At 71.6% G+C, this 19,506-nt stretch carries 17 protein-coding genes; 7 read left to right on the top strand and 10 right to left on the bottom strand.

Annotated elements, in window-relative coordinates:
* Positions 1–29 precede the first annotated feature (29 nt).
* Positions 30–722, bottom strand: a complete 693-nt coding sequence (locus H9Y04_RS39675; RefSeq protein ID WP_187819084.1) for a histidine phosphatase family protein — start codon at positions 720–722, stop codon at positions 30–32.
* Positions 719–2,035, bottom strand: coding sequence for a glutamate-1-semialdehyde 2,1-aminomutase (hemL, locus tag H9Y04_RS39680; protein WP_187819085.1), 1,317 nt, complete (start codon positions 2,033–2,035; stop codon positions 719–721). Before hemL ends, H9Y04_RS39675 begins: the two co-directional genes overlap by 4 nt.
* Positions 2,036–2,271: 236 nt before the next feature.
* Between hemL and H9Y04_RS39685 the strand changes: the two genes are divergently transcribed.
* Positions 2,272–2,877, top strand: a complete 606-nt coding sequence (locus H9Y04_RS39685) for a hypothetical protein (RefSeq protein ID WP_187819138.1) — start codon at positions 2,272–2,274, stop codon at positions 2,875–2,877.
* A 215-nt stretch (positions 2,878–3,092) separates the two neighbouring features.
* Positions 3,093–4,019 (top strand): L,D-transpeptidase family protein, encoded by a 927-nt coding sequence (locus H9Y04_RS39690; protein ID WP_236072020.1) that lies wholly within the window; start codon positions 3,093–3,095, stop codon positions 4,017–4,019.
* On the opposite strand, the gene H9Y04_RS39695 is transcribed toward H9Y04_RS39690, so the two are convergent.
* On the bottom strand, positions 4,016–5,233 hold the full coding sequence (locus tag H9Y04_RS39695) for a DUF5979 domain-containing protein (RefSeq protein ID WP_187819087.1): 1,218 nt from the start codon (positions 5,231–5,233) through the stop codon (positions 4,016–4,018). The genes H9Y04_RS39690 and H9Y04_RS39695 overlap by 4 nt on opposite strands.
* Before the next feature lie 249 nt (positions 5,234–5,482).
* Here H9Y04_RS39695 and H9Y04_RS39700 point away from each other — a divergent pair, with 249 nt between their 5' ends.
* Positions 5,483–6,469, top strand: coding sequence for a YhjD/YihY/BrkB family envelope integrity protein (locus H9Y04_RS39700; protein WP_187819088.1), 987 nt, complete (start codon positions 5,483–5,485; stop codon positions 6,467–6,469).
* Between the two features lie 55 nt (positions 6,470–6,524).
* On the opposite strand, the gene H9Y04_RS39705 is transcribed toward H9Y04_RS39700, so the two are convergent.
* On the bottom strand, positions 6,525–7,085 hold the full coding sequence (locus H9Y04_RS39705) for a hypothetical protein (protein ID WP_187819089.1): 561 nt from the start codon (positions 7,083–7,085) through the stop codon (positions 6,525–6,527).
* Between the two features lie 297 nt (positions 7,086–7,382).
* Between H9Y04_RS39705 and H9Y04_RS39710 the strand changes: the two genes are divergently transcribed.
* Positions 7,383–8,483 carry a magnesium and cobalt transport protein CorA gene (locus tag H9Y04_RS39710; RefSeq protein WP_187819090.1) on the top strand — a complete coding sequence of 367 codons (1,101 nt, stop codon included), beginning with the start codon at positions 7,383–7,385 and terminating at the stop codon, positions 8,481–8,483.
* A gap of 31 nt (positions 8,484–8,514) precedes the next feature.
* Here the strand turns inward: H9Y04_RS39710 and H9Y04_RS39715 are convergent, their stop codons facing one another.
* Both H9Y04_RS39715 and H9Y04_RS39720 read right to left on the bottom strand, forming a co-directional pair.
* Entirely contained in the window at positions 8,515–9,039 is a 525-nt protein-coding gene (locus H9Y04_RS39715) for a GNAT family N-acetyltransferase (protein WP_187819091.1), read from the bottom strand.
* An 83-nt stretch (positions 9,040–9,122) separates the two neighbouring features.
* Positions 9,123–9,710 (bottom strand): TetR/AcrR family transcriptional regulator, encoded by a 588-nt coding sequence (locus H9Y04_RS39720; RefSeq protein WP_187819092.1) that lies wholly within the window; start codon positions 9,708–9,710, stop codon positions 9,123–9,125.
* A gap of 102 nt (positions 9,711–9,812) precedes the next feature.
* On the opposite strand from H9Y04_RS39720, the gene H9Y04_RS39725 reads away from it, so the two are divergent.
* Entirely contained in the window at positions 9,813–11,255 is a 1,443-nt protein-coding gene (locus H9Y04_RS39725) for an FAD-dependent oxidoreductase (RefSeq protein WP_187819093.1), read from the top strand.
* A gap of 142 nt (positions 11,256–11,397) precedes the next feature.
* On the opposite strand, the gene H9Y04_RS39730 is transcribed toward H9Y04_RS39725, so the two are convergent.
* Positions 11,398–12,066, bottom strand: a complete 669-nt coding sequence (locus H9Y04_RS39730) for an NAD(P)H oxidoreductase (protein WP_187819094.1) — start codon at positions 12,064–12,066, stop codon at positions 11,398–11,400.
* A complete protein-coding gene (locus H9Y04_RS39735; protein ID WP_187819095.1) occupies positions 12,063–13,103 on the bottom strand; it encodes an NADP-dependent oxidoreductase in 1,041 nt (346 codons plus the stop codon). The genes H9Y04_RS39730 and H9Y04_RS39735 overlap by 4 nt, the downstream gene beginning before the upstream one ends.
* A 284-nt stretch (positions 13,104–13,387) precedes the next feature.
* Between H9Y04_RS39735 and H9Y04_RS46290 the strand changes: the two genes are divergently transcribed.
* Positions 13,388–17,092 carry an AfsR/SARP family transcriptional regulator gene (locus H9Y04_RS46290; protein ID WP_214662092.1) on the top strand — a complete coding sequence of 1,235 codons (3,705 nt, stop codon included), beginning with the start codon at positions 13,388–13,390 and terminating at the stop codon, positions 17,090–17,092.
* A 118-nt stretch (positions 17,093–17,210) separates the two neighbouring features.
* Here the strand turns inward: H9Y04_RS46290 and H9Y04_RS39745 are convergent, their stop codons facing one another.
* On the bottom strand, positions 17,211–17,918 hold the full coding sequence (locus H9Y04_RS39745) for an AAA family ATPase (protein ID WP_187819096.1): 708 nt from the start codon (positions 17,916–17,918) through the stop codon (positions 17,211–17,213).
* A 79-nt stretch (positions 17,919–17,997) separates the two neighbouring features.
* Positions 17,998–18,465 carry a hypothetical protein gene (locus H9Y04_RS39750; protein WP_187819097.1) on the bottom strand — a complete coding sequence of 156 codons (468 nt, stop codon included), beginning with the start codon at positions 18,463–18,465 and terminating at the stop codon, positions 17,998–18,000.
* Between the two features lie 212 nt (positions 18,466–18,677).
* Between H9Y04_RS39750 and H9Y04_RS39755 the strand changes: the two genes are divergently transcribed.
* Positions 18,678–19,445 carry an SDR family NAD(P)-dependent oxidoreductase gene (locus H9Y04_RS39755; RefSeq protein ID WP_187819098.1) on the top strand — a complete coding sequence of 256 codons (768 nt, stop codon included), beginning with the start codon at positions 18,678–18,680 and terminating at the stop codon, positions 19,443–19,445.
* Positions 19,446–19,506: the final 61 nt, after the last annotated feature.

Genomic DNA, 19,506 nt, shown 5'->3' on the forward strand with positions numbered 1-19,506 from the left:
CCAGCCCTTCGTTCCCGTACGGAAAAGACTCAGGCGCCGAACGCCTTGTCCTTGCCCTTCACCGGCTTGGCACCCGCCCGCAGATGCGCCGGGACCAGATCGATCGCGGGCTCGCTGTAGCCCACCGACACGATCTTGTCGCCGCGGTACGTGAAGGTGGTCAGCGAGGCGAGCGTGCACTGCCGCTTGCGCGGGTCGTGCCACAGACGGCGCTTCTCGACGAAGCTGCGCACGATCCAGATCGGCAGCTGGTGGCTGACGCACACCGCCTCGTGCCCGCGCGCCGCGTCCTTGGCCGCGTCGAGCGCGCCCATCATGCGCACGACCTGCTCGAGATACGGCTCGCCCCAGGACGGCCTGAACGGGTTTACCAGGTGCTTCCAGTTCTCCGGCCGCTTGAGCGCACCGTCGCCCACGCCGAAGGTCTTGCCCTGGAAGACGTTGTCCGCCTCGATGAGGCGCTCGTCGGAGGCGAGGTCGAGCCCGTGCGCCTTGGCGATCGGGGTCGCGGTCTCCTGCGCGCGCTCGAGCGGCGAGGCGACGACATGCGTGATGTCGCGCGACGCGAGGTGCTCGGCGACCCGGTCGGCCATCTGCCGGCCCAGCTCGGACAGGTGGTAGCCGCCGAGGCGCCCGTACAGGACACCATCGGGGTTGTGCACCTCGCCGTGGCGCATCAGGTGCACCACGGTCAGGTCGTCGTCGCGCTTCGGTTCGCTCATGCCGTGGCCTCCGCGGCGGCGCGGGCGGCGGTGGGCAGGGCGTCCGCGATGCGCTGGACGGCCCGCTCGTCGTGCGCCGTGGACACGAACCAGGACTCGAACGCGGACGGCGGCAGGTAGACGCCGTCGGCGAGCAGCGAGTGGAAGAACGCGGTGAAGCGGAAGGAATCCTGCGTCTTGGCGTCCTCGTAGTTGCGCACGTCCTGGTCGGTGAAGAACACCGAGAACATGTTGGACGCGGTCTGCAGCCGGTGCGCGACGCCCTCCTTGGTGAGGGCCGCGGTCACCAGCGCCTGGATCTCGCTGGACACAGCATTCACCTTGGCATACGCGGCGTCGTCCAGCAGCCGGAGCTGGGCGAGGCCCGCGGCGGTCGCGACCGGGTTACCGGACAGGGTGCCCGCCTGATAGACCGGGCCGGCCGGTGCGAGGTGCGCCATGACGTCCTTGCGGCCGCCGAAGGCCGCGGCCGGGAAGCCGCCGCCCATGACCTTGCCGAAGGTCATCAGGTCGGGCTCCACGCCGTCGACGCCGAACCAGCCCGCCTTGCTCGTACGGAAGCCGGTCATGACCTCGTCCGAGATGTACAGCGCACCGTTGGCGGCGCACAGGTCCTTCAGGCCCTGGTTGAAGCCGGCGGCCGGCGGCACGACGCCCATATTGCCGGGCGAGGCCTCGGTGATCACACAGGCGATCTCGCCGGGGTGCGCGGCGAAGGCCTCCCGTACGGCTTCGAGATCGTTGTACGGGAGCACGACGGTCTCGCCGGCCTGCGCGCCCGTGACACCGGGGGTGTCCGGGAGTCCGAAGGTGGCGACACCGGATCCGGCCGCGGCGAGCAGCGCGTCCACATGGCCGTGGTAGCAGCCGGCGAACTTGATCACCTTGGCGCGGCCGGTGAATCCGCGGGCCAGGCGGATCGCGGACATCGTGGCCTCCGTGCCGGAGGAGACGAGCCGCACCTGCTCGACCGGGGCGATCCGCGCCACGATCTCCTCGGCGAGCGCGACCTCGCCCTCACCGGGCGTACCGAAGGAAGTGCCGCGCCCGACGGCCTCCTGTACGGCGGCGATCACCTCGGGGTGCGCATGGCCGAGGATCATCGGTCCCCACGAGCACACGAGGTCGACATACTCGCGACCGTCGGCATCGGTGAGGTACGGACCCTGACCGGACACCATAAAGCGGGGCGTACCACCCACGGCGCGGAAGGCGCGCACCGGAGAGTTCACGCCGCCGGGTGTCACGAGGGCCGCGCGGTCGAAAAGCGTCTGCGAAACTGGGGCGTCATAGGGAAAGCTCACACGAGCCATGGTGTCAGAGGCTTCGGAGTTCCCGCGGACCGGTGATTCCCGTATCCGGCGGACGATGATCGGCAGCAGTCCCCGGACTGGCTGGGGGTCCGGGAGCGTCCCCCGGGAGAATGGAGCCCTCGTACGTTTCACCGGCGGGCCGTGGGGGAGGTCACTGTCACGATGATCGGGTTGCGCGGCGGGGGCGCTGCCGTCTACAAAGCGAGTCGGGCTACAAAGCAGTCTGGGTGAAAGATATGCATCGCGGTGGAGGGCTGGGCGAGGGGACCGGTGACCAGGGTGCCCTCGGACCGCGACGTGCCCGTCGGGGGAAGCACCGGCGCGAGGCACACGAGAACGACGCACAGGCGGCCACCCCCCATGCAGGCGAGCAGGCTGAGCACACGGGAATCAGGAGCGGCCGGGTGGGGGTGACCTACAAGTACTTCGGCGCCCCCGACGGGGCGACGGCGGCCCGGGTCCCGGTCACGATGCGCCCGGAGGAGCTCGGCGGCGACGAGCTCGGCATGGGCGGCATGTTCACCAAGATCAAGCCGGAGACGATGGCCGCGATGGTCCTCACCGGCATCGAGGGCATACCGCTGCACAAGGTCCCGCCGCTGGAACTGGTCGTGCTTCACCCCGACTATGCGGTGGTCAAGCTTCCGATGACCGTGGTCGACCCCCTTCGGGGCATCGGCGAGGAGGCCGTGGGCGCGGCCGCGTTCATCTGGTCGACGGTCCCGGACCGCGGGGGTCCCCGGGATGCGTTCAATGTCTACCAACTGCTGCACGAATGGCAGGACTTCAGCCACCGGCTGCACGAGGCCGGGCATCAGCCGTATTGCTTGGTGTGGCCCTGATCGGTGGCCTTGTGCGGGCCTGATCGGTGGCCTTGCGCGGGCCTGATCGGTGGCCTTGCGCGGGCCTGATCGGTTGTCTTGTGCGGGCCTGGTCCGTTGCCTTGTGCGGGCCCGACCAGCCCCTTCGTACGGCTCTGATCCGGTTTTCGGATACATCACGTGTGTGGCGTTAAGCCCTGTTTCCGCATGACATGTGCACCGTGGACCCCGTGTCGATGCTGAGACGGCCGAAACGGTCGCGGGCCCTGGCCCTGTGCGTAGGTCTGCTGGCGCTCGGCGCGGGTGCGCCGGCCGGAGCGGAACCGGATCCGGAGCCGTCGCTGCACTCGCGGTCGCCGCTGCCGTTCCCGGAGAACACCCCTGACCAGTGGATCCCGCCCTGGTTCACCGCGGGACCGGCCGCGCTCGGCGGGAGCCGGGCCGCGGGCCGGCAGCGGAGCCCCGGCGATCCGTTCCCGCAGTACGGCAAGTACCGGGACCTGCGGGAGCTTGAGCTCGTTCCGGCCAGGGACCAGGGCAAGGCGCGGCTCTTCCCGTACTGCACCGGCGCCGCGGGCCCGTACCAGAAGGAGCTCGAGCGGCATCTGAAGCTGCGGCCCGTCGACGGCAAGCAGTCCCCCGCCGACTGCAAGGCGATCCAGAAGTTCCAGCTGCGGAACCGGATCGCGCCGCAGATGGGATACGCGGGCCCGCACACCTGGGGCACCGCGAAGCTGCTGCACGCGAGGAAGTACCCGAACCCTGGCGGCAAGTGCCCGGTGCGGGCCGGGCGCCGGGTGGCCTGCGTGGATCTGTCGCGCCAGCTGATGTGGGTGCAGCTGGGCAGGAAGGTCGTGTTCGGTCCGGCGACGATCCGCTCGGGCAAGCCCGGCTATCGCACCCGTACGGGGATGTTCGCGGTGTATCTGCGCCGCGCGGAGTTCACTTCCACGCTCTATGACGCGCCCATGCCGTACGCCCAGTTCTTCTCCGGCGGGCAGGCCTTCCACGGCCGCTACCGGACCGTCTACTACGAGCCCGGCTCGCACGGCTGCGTGAACCTGTCCTACCGGGACGCGGAACGGCTGTGGAAGACGCTGCGGGGCGGCGACGCGGTGTACGTGTTCGGCAGCAAGCCGCCGCCGCCCCGGATCACGCGCTAGTCCTTGTCCTTGTCCTTGCCGGGGATGTCGTCGGGCGACATGCCCGTGCCCTGGTTGGTCACCACGACGGAGACGGTCCTGCCGTCCACCACCTGGAACACCGGGTCCTCGGCGCTCGCCACGCCGCCGACCGCGTAGGAGACCGTCCAGCCGCGCGGCAGTTCGCTCGCCGCCTCGCTGACATTGCAGTACGTGCCGACCGCGACGTCGTCGACGGTCACGGTCTCACCGGCGCTCAGCTCCACCTCGCCGGCGGCCCCGTCCTGGCAGGAGTAGTCGACGGTGAACGACGAGGGCACCCGGCCGAAGGCGGGCGGCACCACATTCTTGGTGATCTTGAAGCGTGTCTTCACGACCTCGACGTCGGAGAAGTCATTGGTGATGATCACGTTGTTGACGCGGTCCGTCGAGATCCCCGGGTCCGGTGCGGCGGCCGGGAAGTACGTCACCGTGGCGCCTTCCGGGAAGGAGTCCGTGCCCTGCTCGACGACCGTGCAGGTCGATCCCGAGGGGATGTTCCTGAGGATGTGCCGGCCGTCCGCGGTGGTGCCGATACCGCCACCGCCGCTGAACGTCAGGGTCTCCGTGGCGGAGCCCCCGTCGGGACCGGTGCAGGTCACCACCACCGTGTACGAGGTCGGCAGCGGCTCGACCGGGCGGCCCTGCGGGTACACGACCCGCTTGAGGACGAGGAGTTCGCCCTCGACGCCCCTCGGCATCTGCTCGAAGTGGTAGCAGACGAAGTAGTGGCTGATGTCCGCCACATTGCCACCGGAGTTACGGGGCGCGATGTAGTTCTGCGGGGCCGCGAGCTGCGGCGGGAGGTACGGGGCCTTGTAGACGTTGGACGCCGGGCCGCCCTTGACCACCACGGCGTCGACCACGACGCCGGCGAGCTTGCCCGCGGGAGTGATCTCGACCTGGACCTTCGTGGGGTTCGAACCCGTCCCGGTGGCCTTCACATAGGCGTCGCCGGAGTTCTCGTTGTTCTCCCCGGAGATCTGCACGTCGTTGGGGAAGCCGACCTGGGCGCAGGTGGTGAGGTTCTGCTCGACGAACGTCGCCCGGCTGTCGGAGGGCACCGGCTCCGGGGCGCCGGGCGCCGCGTACGCGGGTGCCATGCCGAGGACGAGCCCGGCCAGGGCGGAGACGAGCAGTCCGGTGGATCTGACGGTGCGAGGGGGCGCTGCGGAACGCCGGGTGGTGCGCATCATCGGCACAGCCTCTCGATTTGCGATGTTTGTTCTGATACGGGCACATGATTCGCCGCACGCAGGTCGCAGGGTCGGCGGCGCGCGCTGCCGCGGACGCGAGCACACCCGCCCACACGCACCCGCACCCCGGGCCGGCACCCCGATGGGTCAGCAGCGCTCGCCCCCCGCGCCCGTCGGCGCCTTGACTGGCCTTCGACGGCGCGGCGCTCCGGCCGGCGGCACCAGCGGGAGGACCCAGCGGGAGGCGGCATGGCCTGGACGGCGCGGAAGGAAAGCCTGCGCGCCGGCACCGTGCGCCTTCGCACCCACGCGGAACGTCTGCGGACGAACGCCGAGGCGCGCTTCCCCGTCGTGGGCGAGCTGACCCACCGGCTGCTGTCGGGGAACCTCCTGGACTCCGCCACGCGGCTCGCGGCGCAGGCCTTCCTCGCCTCGATCCCGCTGCTCTTCGCCTTCGCCGCCTTCGCCCCCGACGGCGTCCGCGATCAGCTGCGGGAGTCCCTGCGGGGCCTGTTCGGGCTGACCGGGCAGGCCGACGGCGAGCTGCGGCAGGTGCTCGGCGGCACGGACAGCAGCCTGCGCGAGACCACCGGCGTCATCGGCCTGGTCATCGCCCTGGTCTCCGCCACCAGCTTCAGCCGTGCGATGGCCCGGGTGTGCGAGCGGGCCTGGGGACTGCCGAAGGCCTCGACCAGGATCGCGGCCTGGCGCTGGCTGGTGTGGCTGTGCGCACTCGTCGTGTTCCTGGTGCTCCAGGGGCCGGTGCGCGACGGCTTCGGGGCCGGGATGTGGCTCGGCCTGCCGCTGACGCTGCTGCTCAGCACCTGCGTATGGCTGTGGACGCAGCATCTGCTGCTCGCCGGCCGCGTGGCCTGGCTTCCGCTGCTTCCCGGCGCGCTGCTCGCGGCGGCCGCCACCAACGCCCTGGCGCTGACGGCGCGGCTCTACATGCCGGCCGCGCTGAACCGGGCCCTGGGCGAGTACGGCTCGCTCGGTCTGGTCCTGACGCTGCTCTCCTGGCTGATCGTGGTGTGCGCCGCGATCACCTTCGCGGTGACCATCGGCGCCGTGGCGGCACAGGAGCCACCGCTCGACCGGCTGTTGGATGCGGAGCGGGGTGCGCCCGCCCGCGGCCTCGCCGATACGGAGCGCGGCGGTGCGGAGCTAGGTGCGCGCAGCGGTGCGGAGCGGGGTGCACCCAGCGGTACGGAGCGGGGCTGGCGCGAGGGCGCATGAGCCGGCGGGACCGTGGCTCATGCGCCCTGCTGCGGGGGCCTGCGTGTGTACGTCTCTACGTAGCCGGAGGGTCGAAGCGGAGCCTGGGCTCCGGCGGGGTGTAGCGGATCTCGGGCTTGGCCGGGGCCAGGACCTTGCGGGCGCGGGCGCGCACCGTGTGCGGGGTGGACGCCAGCTGGCGGCAGGCCTCGCACCAGGTGTCGGAGTGCCGGGCGGCACGCGTGGCCGCGGTGAGCTCGCCGAAGAACAACGGATCGCTCTGGTGCGTGAGGCACTCGACCTCGTAGCGGTCGTCGCCTAGTTCCTCGCCGCGCCCCGCGCCGTGCACCGGCGCTGCGTCCGCCGTCGCGAGCTTGTCCCTGAGGACCACCCTCGCTCCGGTGTCACGCCGGGTGAACACCCTTCCCTCCGCGTCGAGTTCGGCCAGCGCCCGCTCCGCCGTCGCGGCGGCCTGGCGGTGCGCGGCGACGCTCTCCGGGTCGGGGCTGATCGCCTGGGCCGCACGGGTCCGTGCTCTGTCGAGGGCGAGTTCCACGCGCCGGGCGCGCACTCTCGCACTGGCCTGCAGCCTCCTGCGCCGGGCGTGCTTATGGTCGTCCGGTATGCCGCTGCTCATATCGCTTGTTTCTCCTTCGGCTCCCCGAGCCTGCCGGAACCGGAGTGCTCCGCAGCGCCGTCGTACGCCTGTGCGGCAGTCGTAGCCGGGCCGGAGTTCTCCGGGAGTCGACTGTAAGCAGGTTGCCGGGGGCCCGCATGCCGGATGCGCTTCGGACCGTAATCGCCGCAGGTCAACCATGGTTCGCCGTGGCATGGACTGGTGACGTACGGGCAGGAGCGTGGCAGGCTGCCCCGATGCCGGGAGGGCCGCGACGGCCGTCCGGGGCCGTGAGGACAGACGAAGGGGACCGAGGGCATGCCCATGATCCGCAGGCTGCGCCGCATCGTGCGCCGCGTGCAGCACAAGGCCGTGGACCTCAGCCACCCGGCGCGCTCCCCGTTGGGCAGTGCGGTGGTCAACTGCGTGGTCTACCGGAACGGCAAGCGGCAGTCCGGTTCCTGGGCGGGCCTGTCGGGACCGGAGGCGCTGCGGCGCGTACGGGACGAGGGCGACGGCGGCTTCGTATGGATCGGTCTGCATGAGCCGGACGAGCAGGAGATAGCCGCGCTCGCCGAGCCGTTCGGGCTGCATCCGCTGGCCGTCGAGGACGCGGTGCACGCGCATCAGCGCCCCAAGGTGGAGCCGTACGACGACACGCTCTTCGCCGTGTTCAAGTCGGTCTGCTACGTCGAGCACGACGAGCTCACCGCCACCAGCGAGGTCGTGGACACCGGCGAGATCATGGTCTTCACCGGCCGGGACTTCGTGATCACGGTCCGCCATGGCCGGCACGGCTCGCTGGGACCGGTGCGCGAGCACCTCGAGGCGGACCCCGAACAGCTCGCCATGGGCCCCTCGGCGGTCCTGCACGCGATCGCGGACTTCGTGGTCGACGAGTATCTGAGCGTCGCCGATGCCGTGCAGCACGATGTCGACGCCGTCGAGACGCAGGTCTTCTCCCCGGATGCGGGCCAGGTGGATCCCGGCCGCATCTATCAGCTCAAGCGTGAACTCCTGGAACTGAAGCGGTCGGTGAGCCCGCTCGCCCGCCCGCTCGCCACCCTCGCGGAGCGGCGCAGCCCGCTGATCGACCCCGGTGTGCAGGCGTACTTCCGCGATGTGGGCGACCATCTGGCGACGACCGTGGAGCAGATAGCGTCCTTCGACGCGCTGCTCGACTCGATCCTGCAGGCGCATCTGGCGCAGGTGACGGTCGCGCAGAACGAGGACATGCGGAAGATCACCGCCTGGGCCGCGGTGATCGCGGTGCCGACGATGGTGTGCGGTGTGTACGGGATGAACTTCGAGCACATGCCGGAACTGGGCTGGCGGTACGGGTACTTCCTGGTCGTCTCGGTGACGGCGGTGGCGTGTTTTCTGGTGCACCGGGGCTTCCGGCGCAGGGGCTGGCTCTGACGGACCTTCCCCTCATCCGGCCCCGGGCAGGTCAGAGGAGCACCCGCCAGTCGTTGGAGCGCAGGGGGTTGCCCTTCGGGTACTCGAATGCCACCTCGCCGAGCAGCTCGAACCCGGCCTTGCGGCAGATCGCGTTGGACGCCGGGTGGTCGACGGAGGGGTAGGCGTGCAGGGCACGACGGGGGGCGCCGCCTTCGTCCGCCGCGCCGTGCTCCCGTACGTATGCGACGAGCAGGCGCGCCGCGGCCGCCGCGATGCCGCGGCCCTGGAACTCGGGGAAGACGCCCCAGCCCGTCTCCCACACGGGCTCGCCGCGCCACTCGCGCGCCCAGTACCCGATGGACCCCGCGGGCTCTCCGTCCGGCAGCACGATCTTGAACATCCGTCCCTGGTCGCGCAGTTCGACATAGCGCCGGTGCCGGTCGGCCAGCTTCTCGGGCGACTCGGGGCCGCCGAGGTGGTCGGTCATCGCTTCACTGTTGCTCCGTACGACCAGGCCGAAGTCGCCCTCGGACCAAGGCTCGAGGCGCACCGTCTGCTCCGCTGAACTCTCCATCCCACGAGGCTAGGCGGGGGCACTGACAGCGGCCGGACTCGGGATTCGGGCCGACCTGACTCAGGATTCGAGCCGGCCGGGGTTCAAGGATTCGGCGCCGTGAGATACCGCTGGATGGTGGGGGCCAGCCAGTCGATGACCTCCTCGCGGGGCATCTCGACCGCGAGCGGGAAGCGCAGGACGAAGCGGGCGAGCGCCATGCCGAGGACCTGGGAGGCCACCAGCGCGGCGCGGCGCGGGGCCTCGGCCGGATCGGGGCAGACCGCGGCGGCGACGGGGCCGATCTGGTCCTTGAGGATCCGCTGCATGCGCTCGGCGCCCGCGGGGTTGGTCGCCCCCACGCGCAGCAGCGCGGTGAGCACCTCGTCCCGCTCCCACCGGTCGAGGAAGTGGGCGACGAGGGAGCGGCCGACGTGGTCGGCCGGCTGCATCCGCAGCTCCATCGGCCCGGGCAGATTCAGGTCGATCTCGGCCGCGGCCGCGAAGAGGCCTTCCTTGCTCCCGTAATAACGCATCACCATCGACGGGTCGATGGCCGCGTCCTTGGCGATCGCGCGGATCGTGGCGCGCTCGTATCCATCGGCCGCGAAGCGCTCCCGCGCGGCGGCGAGGATCGCGGCGCGGGTGGCATCGGAGCGGCGGGGCTTGCTGCGGGTCTCGGAATCCTGCATGCCAACGAGCGTAGGCCAACAAGTGTTGACAGTCCATCGCGGGGCGCTCTATTGTTGCCAACAAGCGTTGACCAACAGGCGTTGGCATCCGAGGAGGCCGCAATGAACGGCACGCACGAGACCCGCACCACCGAGCACGGCACCATCTCCGCAGACGTCGTGATCGTCGGCGCGGGCCCCACCGGCCTGCTCCTCGCCGGCGACCTCGCGGCGGCCGGGATCCAGGTGACCGTCCTGGAGAAGCGCCCCGCCAAGATCAGCAATCTGACCCGCGCCTTCGGCGTGCACGCCCGCACCCTGGAGGTCCTGGACGCACGGGGACTTGCGGACGAGCTGATCCCCACCGGCCGCAAGCTCACCCAGCTGCGTCTGTTCAGCTCGCTCTCCCTGGACCTCTCCGGTCTGCCCTCCCGCTTCCCCTTCCTCCTGTCCACCCCGCAGTACGAGGTGGAGAAGCTGCTGCGCCGCAGGGCGACGGAGCACGGAGCGACGTTCGTGCACGACGCCGAGGTCACCGGAGTGCGGCAGGACAGCGACGGTGTGACGGTCGACGTGGAGAGCAAGGACGGGGAGGGCTCCGTCTACCGGGCGGCCTATGTGGTGGGCGCGGACGGTGTGCGCAGCGCGGTCCGCAAGGCGCTCGGGCAGCCGTTCCCCGGCCAGTCCGTGATCAGTTCGATCGTGCTCGCGGACGTGCTCCTGGAGAGCGAGCCCGACCTGACCGTGGCGGTCAGGGGCGGCGACGGAGCCTTCGGCTTCATGATCCCGTTCGGCGACGGGTACTGGCGCGTGGGCGGCTGGAACCGCGAGCGCGCCGAGATCCCGGACGACGCCCCCACCTCGCTCGACGAGCTGCGCGAGATCATCCGCCGCGCGTTCGGCTCGGACTTCGGGATGCACGACGAGCGCTGGATCTCGCGTTTCCACAGCGACGAGCGGCAGGTGCCGGAGTACCGCACGGGCCGGGTGTTCCTCGCGGGCGACGCCGCGCACACCCACTCCCCCGCGGGCGGCCAGGGCATGAACACCGGTCTGCAGGACGCCAACAACCTCGGCTGGAAGCTGGCCGCGGTCCTCGACGGCCGCGCCCCCGACTCCCTGCTCGACAGCTACCAGGCCGAGCGCCACCCGGTGGGCCGCGCGGTGCTGCGCAGCAGCGGCACGATCGTGCGCGTGGCGATGGCCCACAACCCGCTCCAGCTGGCGGCCCGTTGGCTGGGCTCCAAGCTGCTCAACCTCGCGGCGCCCGTGCAGCGCAAGGCGATCGGCCAGATCACCGGCATCGGCTACCGCTATGCGGCACCGCGCGGATCCCATGCGCTCGTCGGGCGGCGGGCGCGGGACGGGGTGCTCGCGGACGGCCGCAGGCTGTACGAGGCGCTGCGCGACGGGGAGTTCGTCCTCGTGGCCCCCAAGGACGCGGAACTCCCGGCCGAACTGGCCAAGCTGGCCGGCACCGCGTGCATACGGGTGCAGTGGCGGGACGCGGGTGGGGCGACGCAGTTGGTGCGGCCTGACGGGTATGTGGCCTGGGCGCGGGGGTGAGCGAGGCGTCACGCCGCGCGTAGTGCACGACCGGATGGCCGGGCGGGAAGGTTCCCGTCCGGCCGGCCGGTCTGTGGTGCCTGCGGTGCCTGCGGTGCCTGGTGCCTGCGGTGCCTGGTGCCTGCGGTCGTGGCGTATGGGGTCAGTCGAGGAAAGCGGTCAGGGCCTCGTCGGCCGACTTGAAGCTGGACTCGTCGGCATTGAGCGAGTCGTGGACGAAGTGGACTGTCGTGTCGCTGATGCCGCAGTACTCGGAGATGCCGGTACGCAGCAGCCGCGTGACCGTACGGTCCCAGCCGAGCGAAGTGAAGTCCGCCTCGGTGTAGCTGACCGTCGTCAGCCAGAGCATCCGCTTCCCGGCCAGGCGCGGCGTGCCGCGGCCGTAGGCGAACCCGTGATTCCACACCCGGTCGATCCACCCCTTCAGGATCGCCGGCGGACCGAACCACCACAGGGGGAAGACGACCACCATCACCTCCGCCGCCTCGATCCGGCGCATATGGGACCGCACCTCGGCGGAGTACTCCTTGTCCCGGTCCGCCCAGTCGGGCTCGTCCTCCGGCCCCAGACGGGGGTCGAACCCCTCGGCGTACAGATCGAGCAGATCGACCGTGAACCCGGCGCTCTCCAGCCGGACTTGGGCCCGCCGCGTCAGCTCGGCGGTGAGCGAGTCGGTACGGGGGTGGGCCACCACGAGCAGGGCGGTACGGAGGGAGGCGGCGTCAGGGGATACGGCATCCGGGGACACGGCATCAGGAGATACGACATCAGGAGATGCGGCCGGGGTGGGCTCGGGCGTCGCTGTGCTCATCGTGCGGCCTCCAGACGGACCAGCATCTTGCCGGTATTGGCACCGCTCAGGAGGCCGAGGAAGGCGCCCGACGCCTGCTCGATGCCGTCCACGACGGTCTGTTCGGTGCGCAACGACCCGTCGGCGAGCCAGCCGGCGGCCTTGCCGATCCACTCGGGGAAGAGGTCGAAGTGACTGCTGACGAGCATGCCTCGCAAGGTGGCCTCCTTGGCCGCGGCGCGGAACAGATTGTCGGGTCCGGGGGCGGCAGTGGTGGCGTTGTACCCGCTGATCGCACCGACCAGCGCGACCCTGCCGCCGGTGCGCAACGCACCGATGGCAGCCTGCAGATGGTCCCCGCCCACCGCGTCGAGATAGACGTCCACGCCGTCCGGCGCGGCCTGGGCCAGCTGCTCGTCCAGAGCGCCCTGACGGTAGTCGAGCGCGGCGTCGTATCCGAAGGTGTCGAGCAGTTTCTTGGTCTTGGCAAGCCCTCCGGCGGAGCCGATGACCCGGGAAGCGCCCAGTTTGCGGGCGAGTTGGCCGGCCACACTGCCCACGGCACCGGCCGCGGCGGACACGAACACGACATCCCCCTCCCGTACGGGGGCGGTGCGGGTCAGGGCGGCGTACGCGGTCAGACCGGTGGTGCCGAGCGGGCCGAGCCAGGCCTCGGGCGGGGCGAGCGCGAGGTCGACCACGGTGGCGGCGGCCGCGTCGAGCACGGCGTACTCGCGCCAGCCCAGGAAGTGCGTGACGTACGCGCCGACCGGCACCGACTCGGCACGCGAGGCAACGACCTCGCCGAGTGCGCTTCCTTCGAGGGCGGCGTCCAGCGGGAAGGGCGGGATGTAGGAGGGGACATCGTCCATCCGGCCTCGCATGTACGGGTCGACGGACATCCAGGTGTTGCGCACCACGATCTGCCCGTCGGCGGGCTCGGGCACGTCCACGCTCGCCAACGCGAAGTGCTCGGGCCCCGGTTGGCCGGCGGGACGGGCGGCGAGGCGGATCTCGCGGGAGCGGAGGGAGTTGGTGGTGGCGGTGGTGGCGTTCATGGCTTCTCTCCTCAATCGGGCAACCGGGGCCGGTCACGAGAAGGAGAGTGACGGTGGGCGCTCACGGAACACTGATGGTCCACGCACGACTTCAGCCGGCCCGGCAACCCAGCCCCTCCGGCGTTTGAGGAGATCCGAACGAAGTTCGGATGCGGGGTCCGGGGCGGCGCCCCGGTTTCGGGAAGGGGCGGGCAGGGGAGAAAAGCCCGCAGCAGGCGCACCCGGCCCACACCCGTGAACGGGACCGCAACCCACCCCACACAGACCCCAGTTAGCGTGGGCGCATGCGATTCGAGGTGCTGGGCCCCCTACGCGTACGGACGGAAGGCGGAGCCACACTCACCGTCCCGGAGGCCAAGGTCCGAGCCCTGCTCGCCACCCTCCTCGCCCACGCAGGCCACCCCATCGGCACGGACCGCCTCATCGAGGATCTGTGGAACGACGCGGCACGCCCCGCCAACGCGCCCAACGCCCTGCAGACCAAGGTGTCCCAGCTCCGCCGCGCCTTGGAGAGGGGCGAGCCGGGCGCACGGACCCTGGTGGAGTTCGGACCGGCCGGCTACCGCCTCGCCGTGCGCGACGAGGACGTCGACGCGACCCGCTTCGGCGAGCTCGTCACGCAGGCCCGTAAGACGCGGGACCCGCGCACACAGGCCTCGCTCCTGTCGGACGCGCTGGGCCTTTGGCGGGGCACGGCCTTCGACGGATTCCGGGACGCTCCGTACGTCCGGACGGCGGTCGCCCGGCTCGAAGAGCAACGGATCACCGCTCAGGAGAAGTTGGCCTCGCTACGGGTGGACCTCGGCGAACACGCCCAACTGGCCGACGAGTTGGCCGCCTTGGTGGCCGAGCATCCGCTGCGCGAAGGACTGCGAGCCGTACAGATGCGGGCCCTGTACCGGTCGGGCCGGCAGAGCGAGGCCCTCGCGACGTACCACGCGCTCAGCCGGCACTTGGCCGACGACCTGGGCCTCGACCCCGGCCCCGAACTGCGCGCCCTGTACGAGGCCATGCTCCGTCAGGACCCGATCCTCGCCCCGGACCTCGCCCCAGACCTCACCCCGGGCTCCATACCGGCACCCGTCGGCACCTCCGCTCGCGGGCCCGCCCCCTCAGGCTCCCGCCCGCCGACGAACCTCCCCGCACGCCCGGACGCGATGATCGGCCGCGCCGCCGCCGTCGCACGGGTCTGCTCCCTCCTCGCCACGCAGCGCCTGGTCACCCTCACGGGCCCGGGCGGCGTGGGCAAGACCCGCCTCGCGCTGGAGGCCGCCTCCCACCTCGTCCCGTCCGCCACGGCGGTGGCAGCGGGCACGCCCGGAGCGGAATCCCCGTGCCCGGCTCTGCCCGACGGCGTCTGGCTCGTGGAGCTGGCCGGCGTACGCAGGGATCCGGTCGACGCCGTCGCCGCGGCGCTCGGGATACGTGACGAGCCCTCGGCCGAGCCGCCCCCGGCGGCCCAGACGCAAGCCGACGCACGGCCAACTCCCGCCGCCGGCAACGCCCGTGCCGACAACGTGTATGGCAAGGACAACACGGACGGCACGAACAGAACGAACGGCACGGACAGCACCACCCGCACCGACCGCACCACCCGCCTCCTGCACGCCCTCGCCGACCGCGACCTGCTGCTCGTCCTCGACAACTGCGAGCACCTCATGGACGAGATCGCCGCACTCGTCGGCCGGCTGCTGCGCGCCGCGCCCGGCATCCGCGTCCTCGCCACCAGCCAGGAACCCCTGAACGTCACCGGCGAGACGGTGGAGGCCATCACGCCGCTCGAAGTACCGGAAGCCATCGCCCTGTTCACGGCACGCGCCGCCTCCGCCGCCCCCGGATTCACCCTCACCTCCGCCAACCGCGAGGCCGTCGAGCTCATCTGCCGCCGCCTGGACGGCATCCCGCTCGCCATCGAACTCGCCGCGACCCGCGTCCGGGCCCTGGGCGTCGAGGCACTCGCCGACCGGCTGCACGACCGCTTCCGTCTGCTCAGCCAGGTCCGCCGGGACGCACCCGCCCGTCAGCGCACGCTGCGCGCGATGATCGACTGGAGCTGGGAGCTGCTCGGCCCGTCCGAGCAGGCGGTGCTGCGCCGACTCGCCGTATTCGCCGGCGGGTTCACCCTCGACGCCGCCGAAGCGGTCTGCGCCGCCCCGCAGCCCGGGCCGCCGGCCGGCACGCCACGCGACGGCTCCCCACCCGCCAGCACGGCCCCCGCCACCCGACCGGCCATCCACCCCGACGACGTCCTCGACCTCGTCGCCCGGCTGGTCGACCGCTCCCTGCTGACCCTGACGTACGAAGAGCCGTACGAAGAGCCGCACGAAGAGCCGTACGAAGAGCCGCACGAAGAGCCGTACGAGGGGAGGTACGAGGAGAGATACGAGGAGCCGCACGCCGGGCCGCACACCGAGCGACACGAAGAGCCTCACGACGGAAAGCACACCAAGCCGGACGCCGAGCCGCACGAGCGCCCCCACTCCACCCCGTCCCCCCGCTACCGCATGCTCGAATCGGTCGCCGCGTACAGCCTGGAGCAGCTGGCCGCGGCCGGTGAGGAGCAGGCCACCCGCGACCGCCACGCGCGGCACTACACCCGGCTCGCCGAGCACGCCGCACCCCGTCTGCACGACGCCGCACAGCGCACCTGGCTGCGCCGCCTCGACGCGGAGTCCCTCAACCTGCACGCCGCGCTCGACCACACCCGGGACCCGAACCTCGCCCTGCGCATGGTCAACTCCCTCACCTGGTACTGGTACTTGAGCGGCCGCCTCAGCGAGGGTCTCTCCCACCTGAACCGGGCCCTGACCACAGCGCAGACCCACCCGGCCGACCTGGCCGACCCGGCGACCCTCACCGCCACCCGTATCCGCCGCGCCGCACTGGCCCTCATCGCCGGCGACGCCTCCCACCAGGCCGGCCCGTTCGAGGGCGCCGACGCCCGCGGCCGCTGGCTGCTCGCGTACGCCCGCTGCGGCTTCACACACGCGCCCGACCGCGGCCGGCTGCACGCACTCGAGGCCGAGTTCCGCGCGCTCGGCGACGCCTGGGGCGAGGCGGCGGCGCTCAGCACCTGGGCGACGCGTTCGCTGTACGAGGGCGATCTCGCCTCTCTGCGCGAGGCGGCCGAGGCCGCCGCCGCCCGCTTCACCGCGCTCGGCGACCGCTGGGGCCGGGCCCAGGCCACCGAACTGCTCGGCGTCCTCGCGGAGATCACCGGCGACTACCCGTCCGCGGCCCGGCTGCACGGCGAGGGGCTGCGGGTCGCGGAGGAGCTGCGGCTGTGGACCCAGGCCTCGTTCAGCCTGTCCCGCCTCGGCCGGATCGCCCTGCTCACCGGCGCGTACGACCGCGCGACGGAGTACCACGAACGGGCCGCACGCCTGGCCTCGGGCCAAGGGCACGCGCCCGCCCGCCAGTTCGCCGCGATCGGCCTCGCGCTCGGCGCACGCCACCGCGGCGACCTGGACACCGCCGAGTCGCTCCTTGCCCCCTGGCTCGACTGGAACCGACGGCTCGGTGTCGACTCCGGTACGGCGCTGCTGCTCGTGCAGTGCGGATACGTGGCCGAGCAGCGCGGCGACAGCGGCCGCGCCGAGTCCCTGCACGCCGAGAGCCTCGCCGTGGCCCGCCGTACCGGGGACGCACGGGCGATCGCGTTCGCCGTCGAGGGCCTCGCGGGCGCGTGGGCCGCACGGAGCGCGGCCACCCCGGACGCGTGGGCCGCACGGAGCACGACCACCCCGGACGCCATGGAACAGGGCGCGCCCGGACCGGACCCCGGCGCACAGGACCCCGCCATACGCGCGGCCGAAGCCCTGGGCCTCGCCGCGGCGCTGCGCGCCTCCGTGGACTCCCCGCTCCCGGCCGCCGAACGCACCGACGTCGACCGCGCCACGGCACGCGCCCGCGCGGCCCTGGGCGAGGCCGCCTTCGAGGAGGCCTACGCACGCGGCGAGAAGACCCCACCGGCCGACTTCACCCCGTAGCCGAATGGCCGACTTCACCCCGTAAGCGAATGGCCGACTTCACCCCGTAAGCACCCCAGAACCGGCACGCGCACCTCACCCCGCACGCACCCCGCACACACCCCGCAGGAGGAGCCCTTCACCCCACGATGTGCCGCAAATACGCCTGCGGATCCCCCAGATACCTCCGCCAGTGATCCACCAGCTCCAGCTCCTCCCAGGTCACCCGCCGCATCCCGTGCTCCCCCACCTCGACGATGTCCGCCCCCGGCAACGCCGTGAGCAGCGGTGAGTGCGTGGCGCAGACGATCTGGCCGCCCGCGCGGGTCAACTGGTCGATATGGCCGAGCAGTTCGAGACACGAGGCGAACGACAGGGCCGCCTCGGGCTCGTCCATCACGTACAGGCCGGGCTTGAGGAACTTGCCGCGGAACGCCGCGAGAAAGCCCTCCCCGTGGCTGCGCTGATCCGGTGTGAAGCCCTCGCGGTCCAGCGCGTCGAGCGCGGTCTCGGCCCGCAGGAAGAACCCCTTGCGCGCCGACCAGCTGCGCACCATGTGCCGCCCGCCGGCCGCCGCGTCGAACCGCAGCCGCTCACCGAGCGCCGACTTGGCGCGATGGCTCGCGTACTTCCAGTCGTGCGAGCCCCCGTACGAATCGAGGCCGAAGGCCTCCGCGAAGGCCTCGGCAAGTGTGGACTTCCCCGAGCCGTTCTCCCCCACCAGGAACGTCACCGGCGCCGTGAAGCGCAGCCCCTCGCGCAGCAGCTGCCGCACACAGGGCACGCTCCACGGGTACTCCTCGGGGTCCTCCCCGTCCACATGGGCATACGCACGTTCGACGATCACTCTTCGAGAGTGCCACGGGGGTACGACAACGGCCCGCGGCGCAGAGAGCCGCGGGCCGGACAACGCCGCCTGGAGAGCCTCAGAAGAAGTACGAATCCCCGGTGTCCAGGGTCAGCACCTTGTGCCGGTTGTTGTTCACATTGCGGTCCGAGACCCCGCCGTTCCACAGGGTGTCGATCTGCACCGTGGCCTCGGACGGCGCCCCCTTGAGCCTGATGTCGAGCGCGATCTCCTCGCTCCAGCTCCCGGCCTTGATCTCACCCGTCGAGCAGAGCACCACACGCTGCCCCGCCCGCAGACACCGCTCCGGCAGCCGCTGGTCGTTCGCCAGAGGCACCGAGTAGCGCAGCCGGACCGTGGCCTCGGTGACACCGACCGGGCCGTGGTTCTGCGGGGTCAGCCAGATGCCGAGCCGCCCCTCCCACAGCGACGCATAGCCGTGGTACGCCACATCGGCCTCCGGCGCCGCCGCCTCGGCCGGCACCCCCACGGTCAGAGCGGCGGCGGCCACCGACGCCGCGACCAGTCCCGCGCGCTTCACTCGCATGTCCAGCTCCCACACAGTTTCCGCATAGTCATCATCTGTCCGATACGCGCGCAACATACCCAGACTTCGCAATTGACCATGGGCTCGCGGCAGCCCGGCGCGTACGGATGACCGCATGCCGAGCGGTTGACCGAAGACCTCGGCGACCCGGTTAGCCTGGCCGAAAAGCCAGGCCGAAAAGCAGGCCACCGCACCCGCCCGAGGAGCAGCCCATGACCGCCGCCGCAGCCCGCCGTACCGCAGTCGTCACCGGCGCGAGCAGCGGCATCGGCGCCGCGACCGCCCGCAAGCTGGCCGAGGCGGGCCACCACGTGGTGCTCACCGCCCGCCGCAAGGACCGCATCGAGACGCTCGCCGCCGAGCTCACCGAGGCCGGCCACTCCGCCGCCGCCTACGCCCTCGACGTCACCGACCGCACGGCCGTCGACACCTTCGCCGGCACCCTCGACCGGGTTGACGTCCTGGTCAACAACGCGGGCGGCGCGCTCGGCGCCGACCCCGTCGCCACCGGCAAGCCCGACGAGTGGCGCCGGATGTACGAGGTCAACGTGATCGGCGTCCTGAACGTCACCCAGGCCCTCCTCCCCGCCCTGCTCGAAAGCGGCGACGGCACGGTCGTCGTCCTCTCCTCGACCGCCGGCCACGCCACCTACGAGGGCGGCGCGGGCTATGTCGCCGCGAAGAACGGCGCCCGCGTCCTCGCCGAGACCCTCCGCCTCGAACTGGTCGGCAAGCCCGTCCGCGTGATCGAGATCGCCCCCGGCATGGTCAAGACCGAGGAGTTCGCCACGACCCGCTTCGGCGGCGACGAGGAGAAGGCCGCCAAGGTGTACGCGGGCGTCGCCGAGCCCCTCACCGCCGACGACGTCGCCGACACGATCGCCTGGACGGTCACCCGCCCCAGCCACGTCAACATCGACCTCCTGATCGTCCGCCCCCGCGCCCAGGCCTCGAACACAAAGGTCCACCGCGAGTTGTAGGCCGCGGACCCAGAAACGCAAAGGGCCGGGGAGCCGCTCCCACACGACTCCCCGGCCATCA

The organism is Streptomyces polyasparticus, assembly GCF_014493765.1.
GTDB lineage: Bacteria > Actinomycetota > Actinomycetes > Streptomycetales > Streptomycetaceae > Streptomyces > Streptomyces polyasparticus.

Coding starts and splice junctions, on each gene's coding strand:
- H9Y04_RS39675 (WP_187819084.1), bottom strand. CDS start 722: ATGAGCGAACCGAAGCGCGACGACGACCTGACCGTGGTGCACCTGATG.
- hemL (WP_187819085.1), bottom strand. CDS start 2,035: ATGGCTCGTGTGAGCTTTCCCTATGACGCCCCAGTTTCGCAGACGCTT.
- H9Y04_RS39685 (WP_187819138.1), top strand. CDS start 2,272: ATGCATCGCGGTGGAGGGCTGGGCGAGGGGACCGGTGACCAGGGTGCC.
- H9Y04_RS39690 (WP_236072020.1), top strand. CDS start 3,093: ATGCTGAGACGGCCGAAACGGTCGCGGGCCCTGGCCCTGTGCGTAGGT.
- H9Y04_RS39695 (WP_187819087.1), bottom strand. CDS start 5,233: ATGATGCGCACCACCCGGCGTTCCGCAGCGCCCCCTCGCACCGTCAGA.
- H9Y04_RS39700 (WP_187819088.1), top strand. CDS start 5,483: ATGGCCTGGACGGCGCGGAAGGAAAGCCTGCGCGCCGGCACCGTGCGC.
- H9Y04_RS39705 (WP_187819089.1), bottom strand. CDS start 7,085: ATGAGCAGCGGCATACCGGACGACCATAAGCACGCCCGGCGCAGGAGG.
- H9Y04_RS39710 (WP_187819090.1), top strand. CDS start 7,383: ATGCCCATGATCCGCAGGCTGCGCCGCATCGTGCGCCGCGTGCAGCAC.
- H9Y04_RS39715 (WP_187819091.1), bottom strand. CDS start 9,039: ATGGAGAGTTCAGCGGAGCAGACGGTGCGCCTCGAGCCTTGGTCCGAG.
- H9Y04_RS39720 (WP_187819092.1), bottom strand. CDS start 9,710: ATGCAGGATTCCGAGACCCGCAGCAAGCCCCGCCGCTCCGATGCCACC.
- H9Y04_RS39725 (WP_187819093.1), top strand. CDS start 9,813: ATGAACGGCACGCACGAGACCCGCACCACCGAGCACGGCACCATCTCC.
- H9Y04_RS39730 (WP_187819094.1), bottom strand. CDS start 12,066: ATGAGCACAGCGACGCCCGAGCCCACCCCGGCCGCATCTCCTGATGTC.
- H9Y04_RS39735 (WP_187819095.1), bottom strand. CDS start 13,103: ATGAACGCCACCACCGCCACCACCAACTCCCTCCGCTCCCGCGAGATC.
- H9Y04_RS46290 (WP_214662092.1), top strand. CDS start 13,388: ATGCGATTCGAGGTGCTGGGCCCCCTACGCGTACGGACGGAAGGCGGA.
- H9Y04_RS39750 (WP_187819097.1), bottom strand. CDS start 18,465: ATGCGAGTGAAGCGCGCGGGACTGGTCGCGGCGTCGGTGGCCGCCGCC.
- H9Y04_RS39755 (WP_187819098.1), top strand. CDS start 18,678: ATGACCGCCGCCGCAGCCCGCCGTACCGCAGTCGTCACCGGCGCGAGC.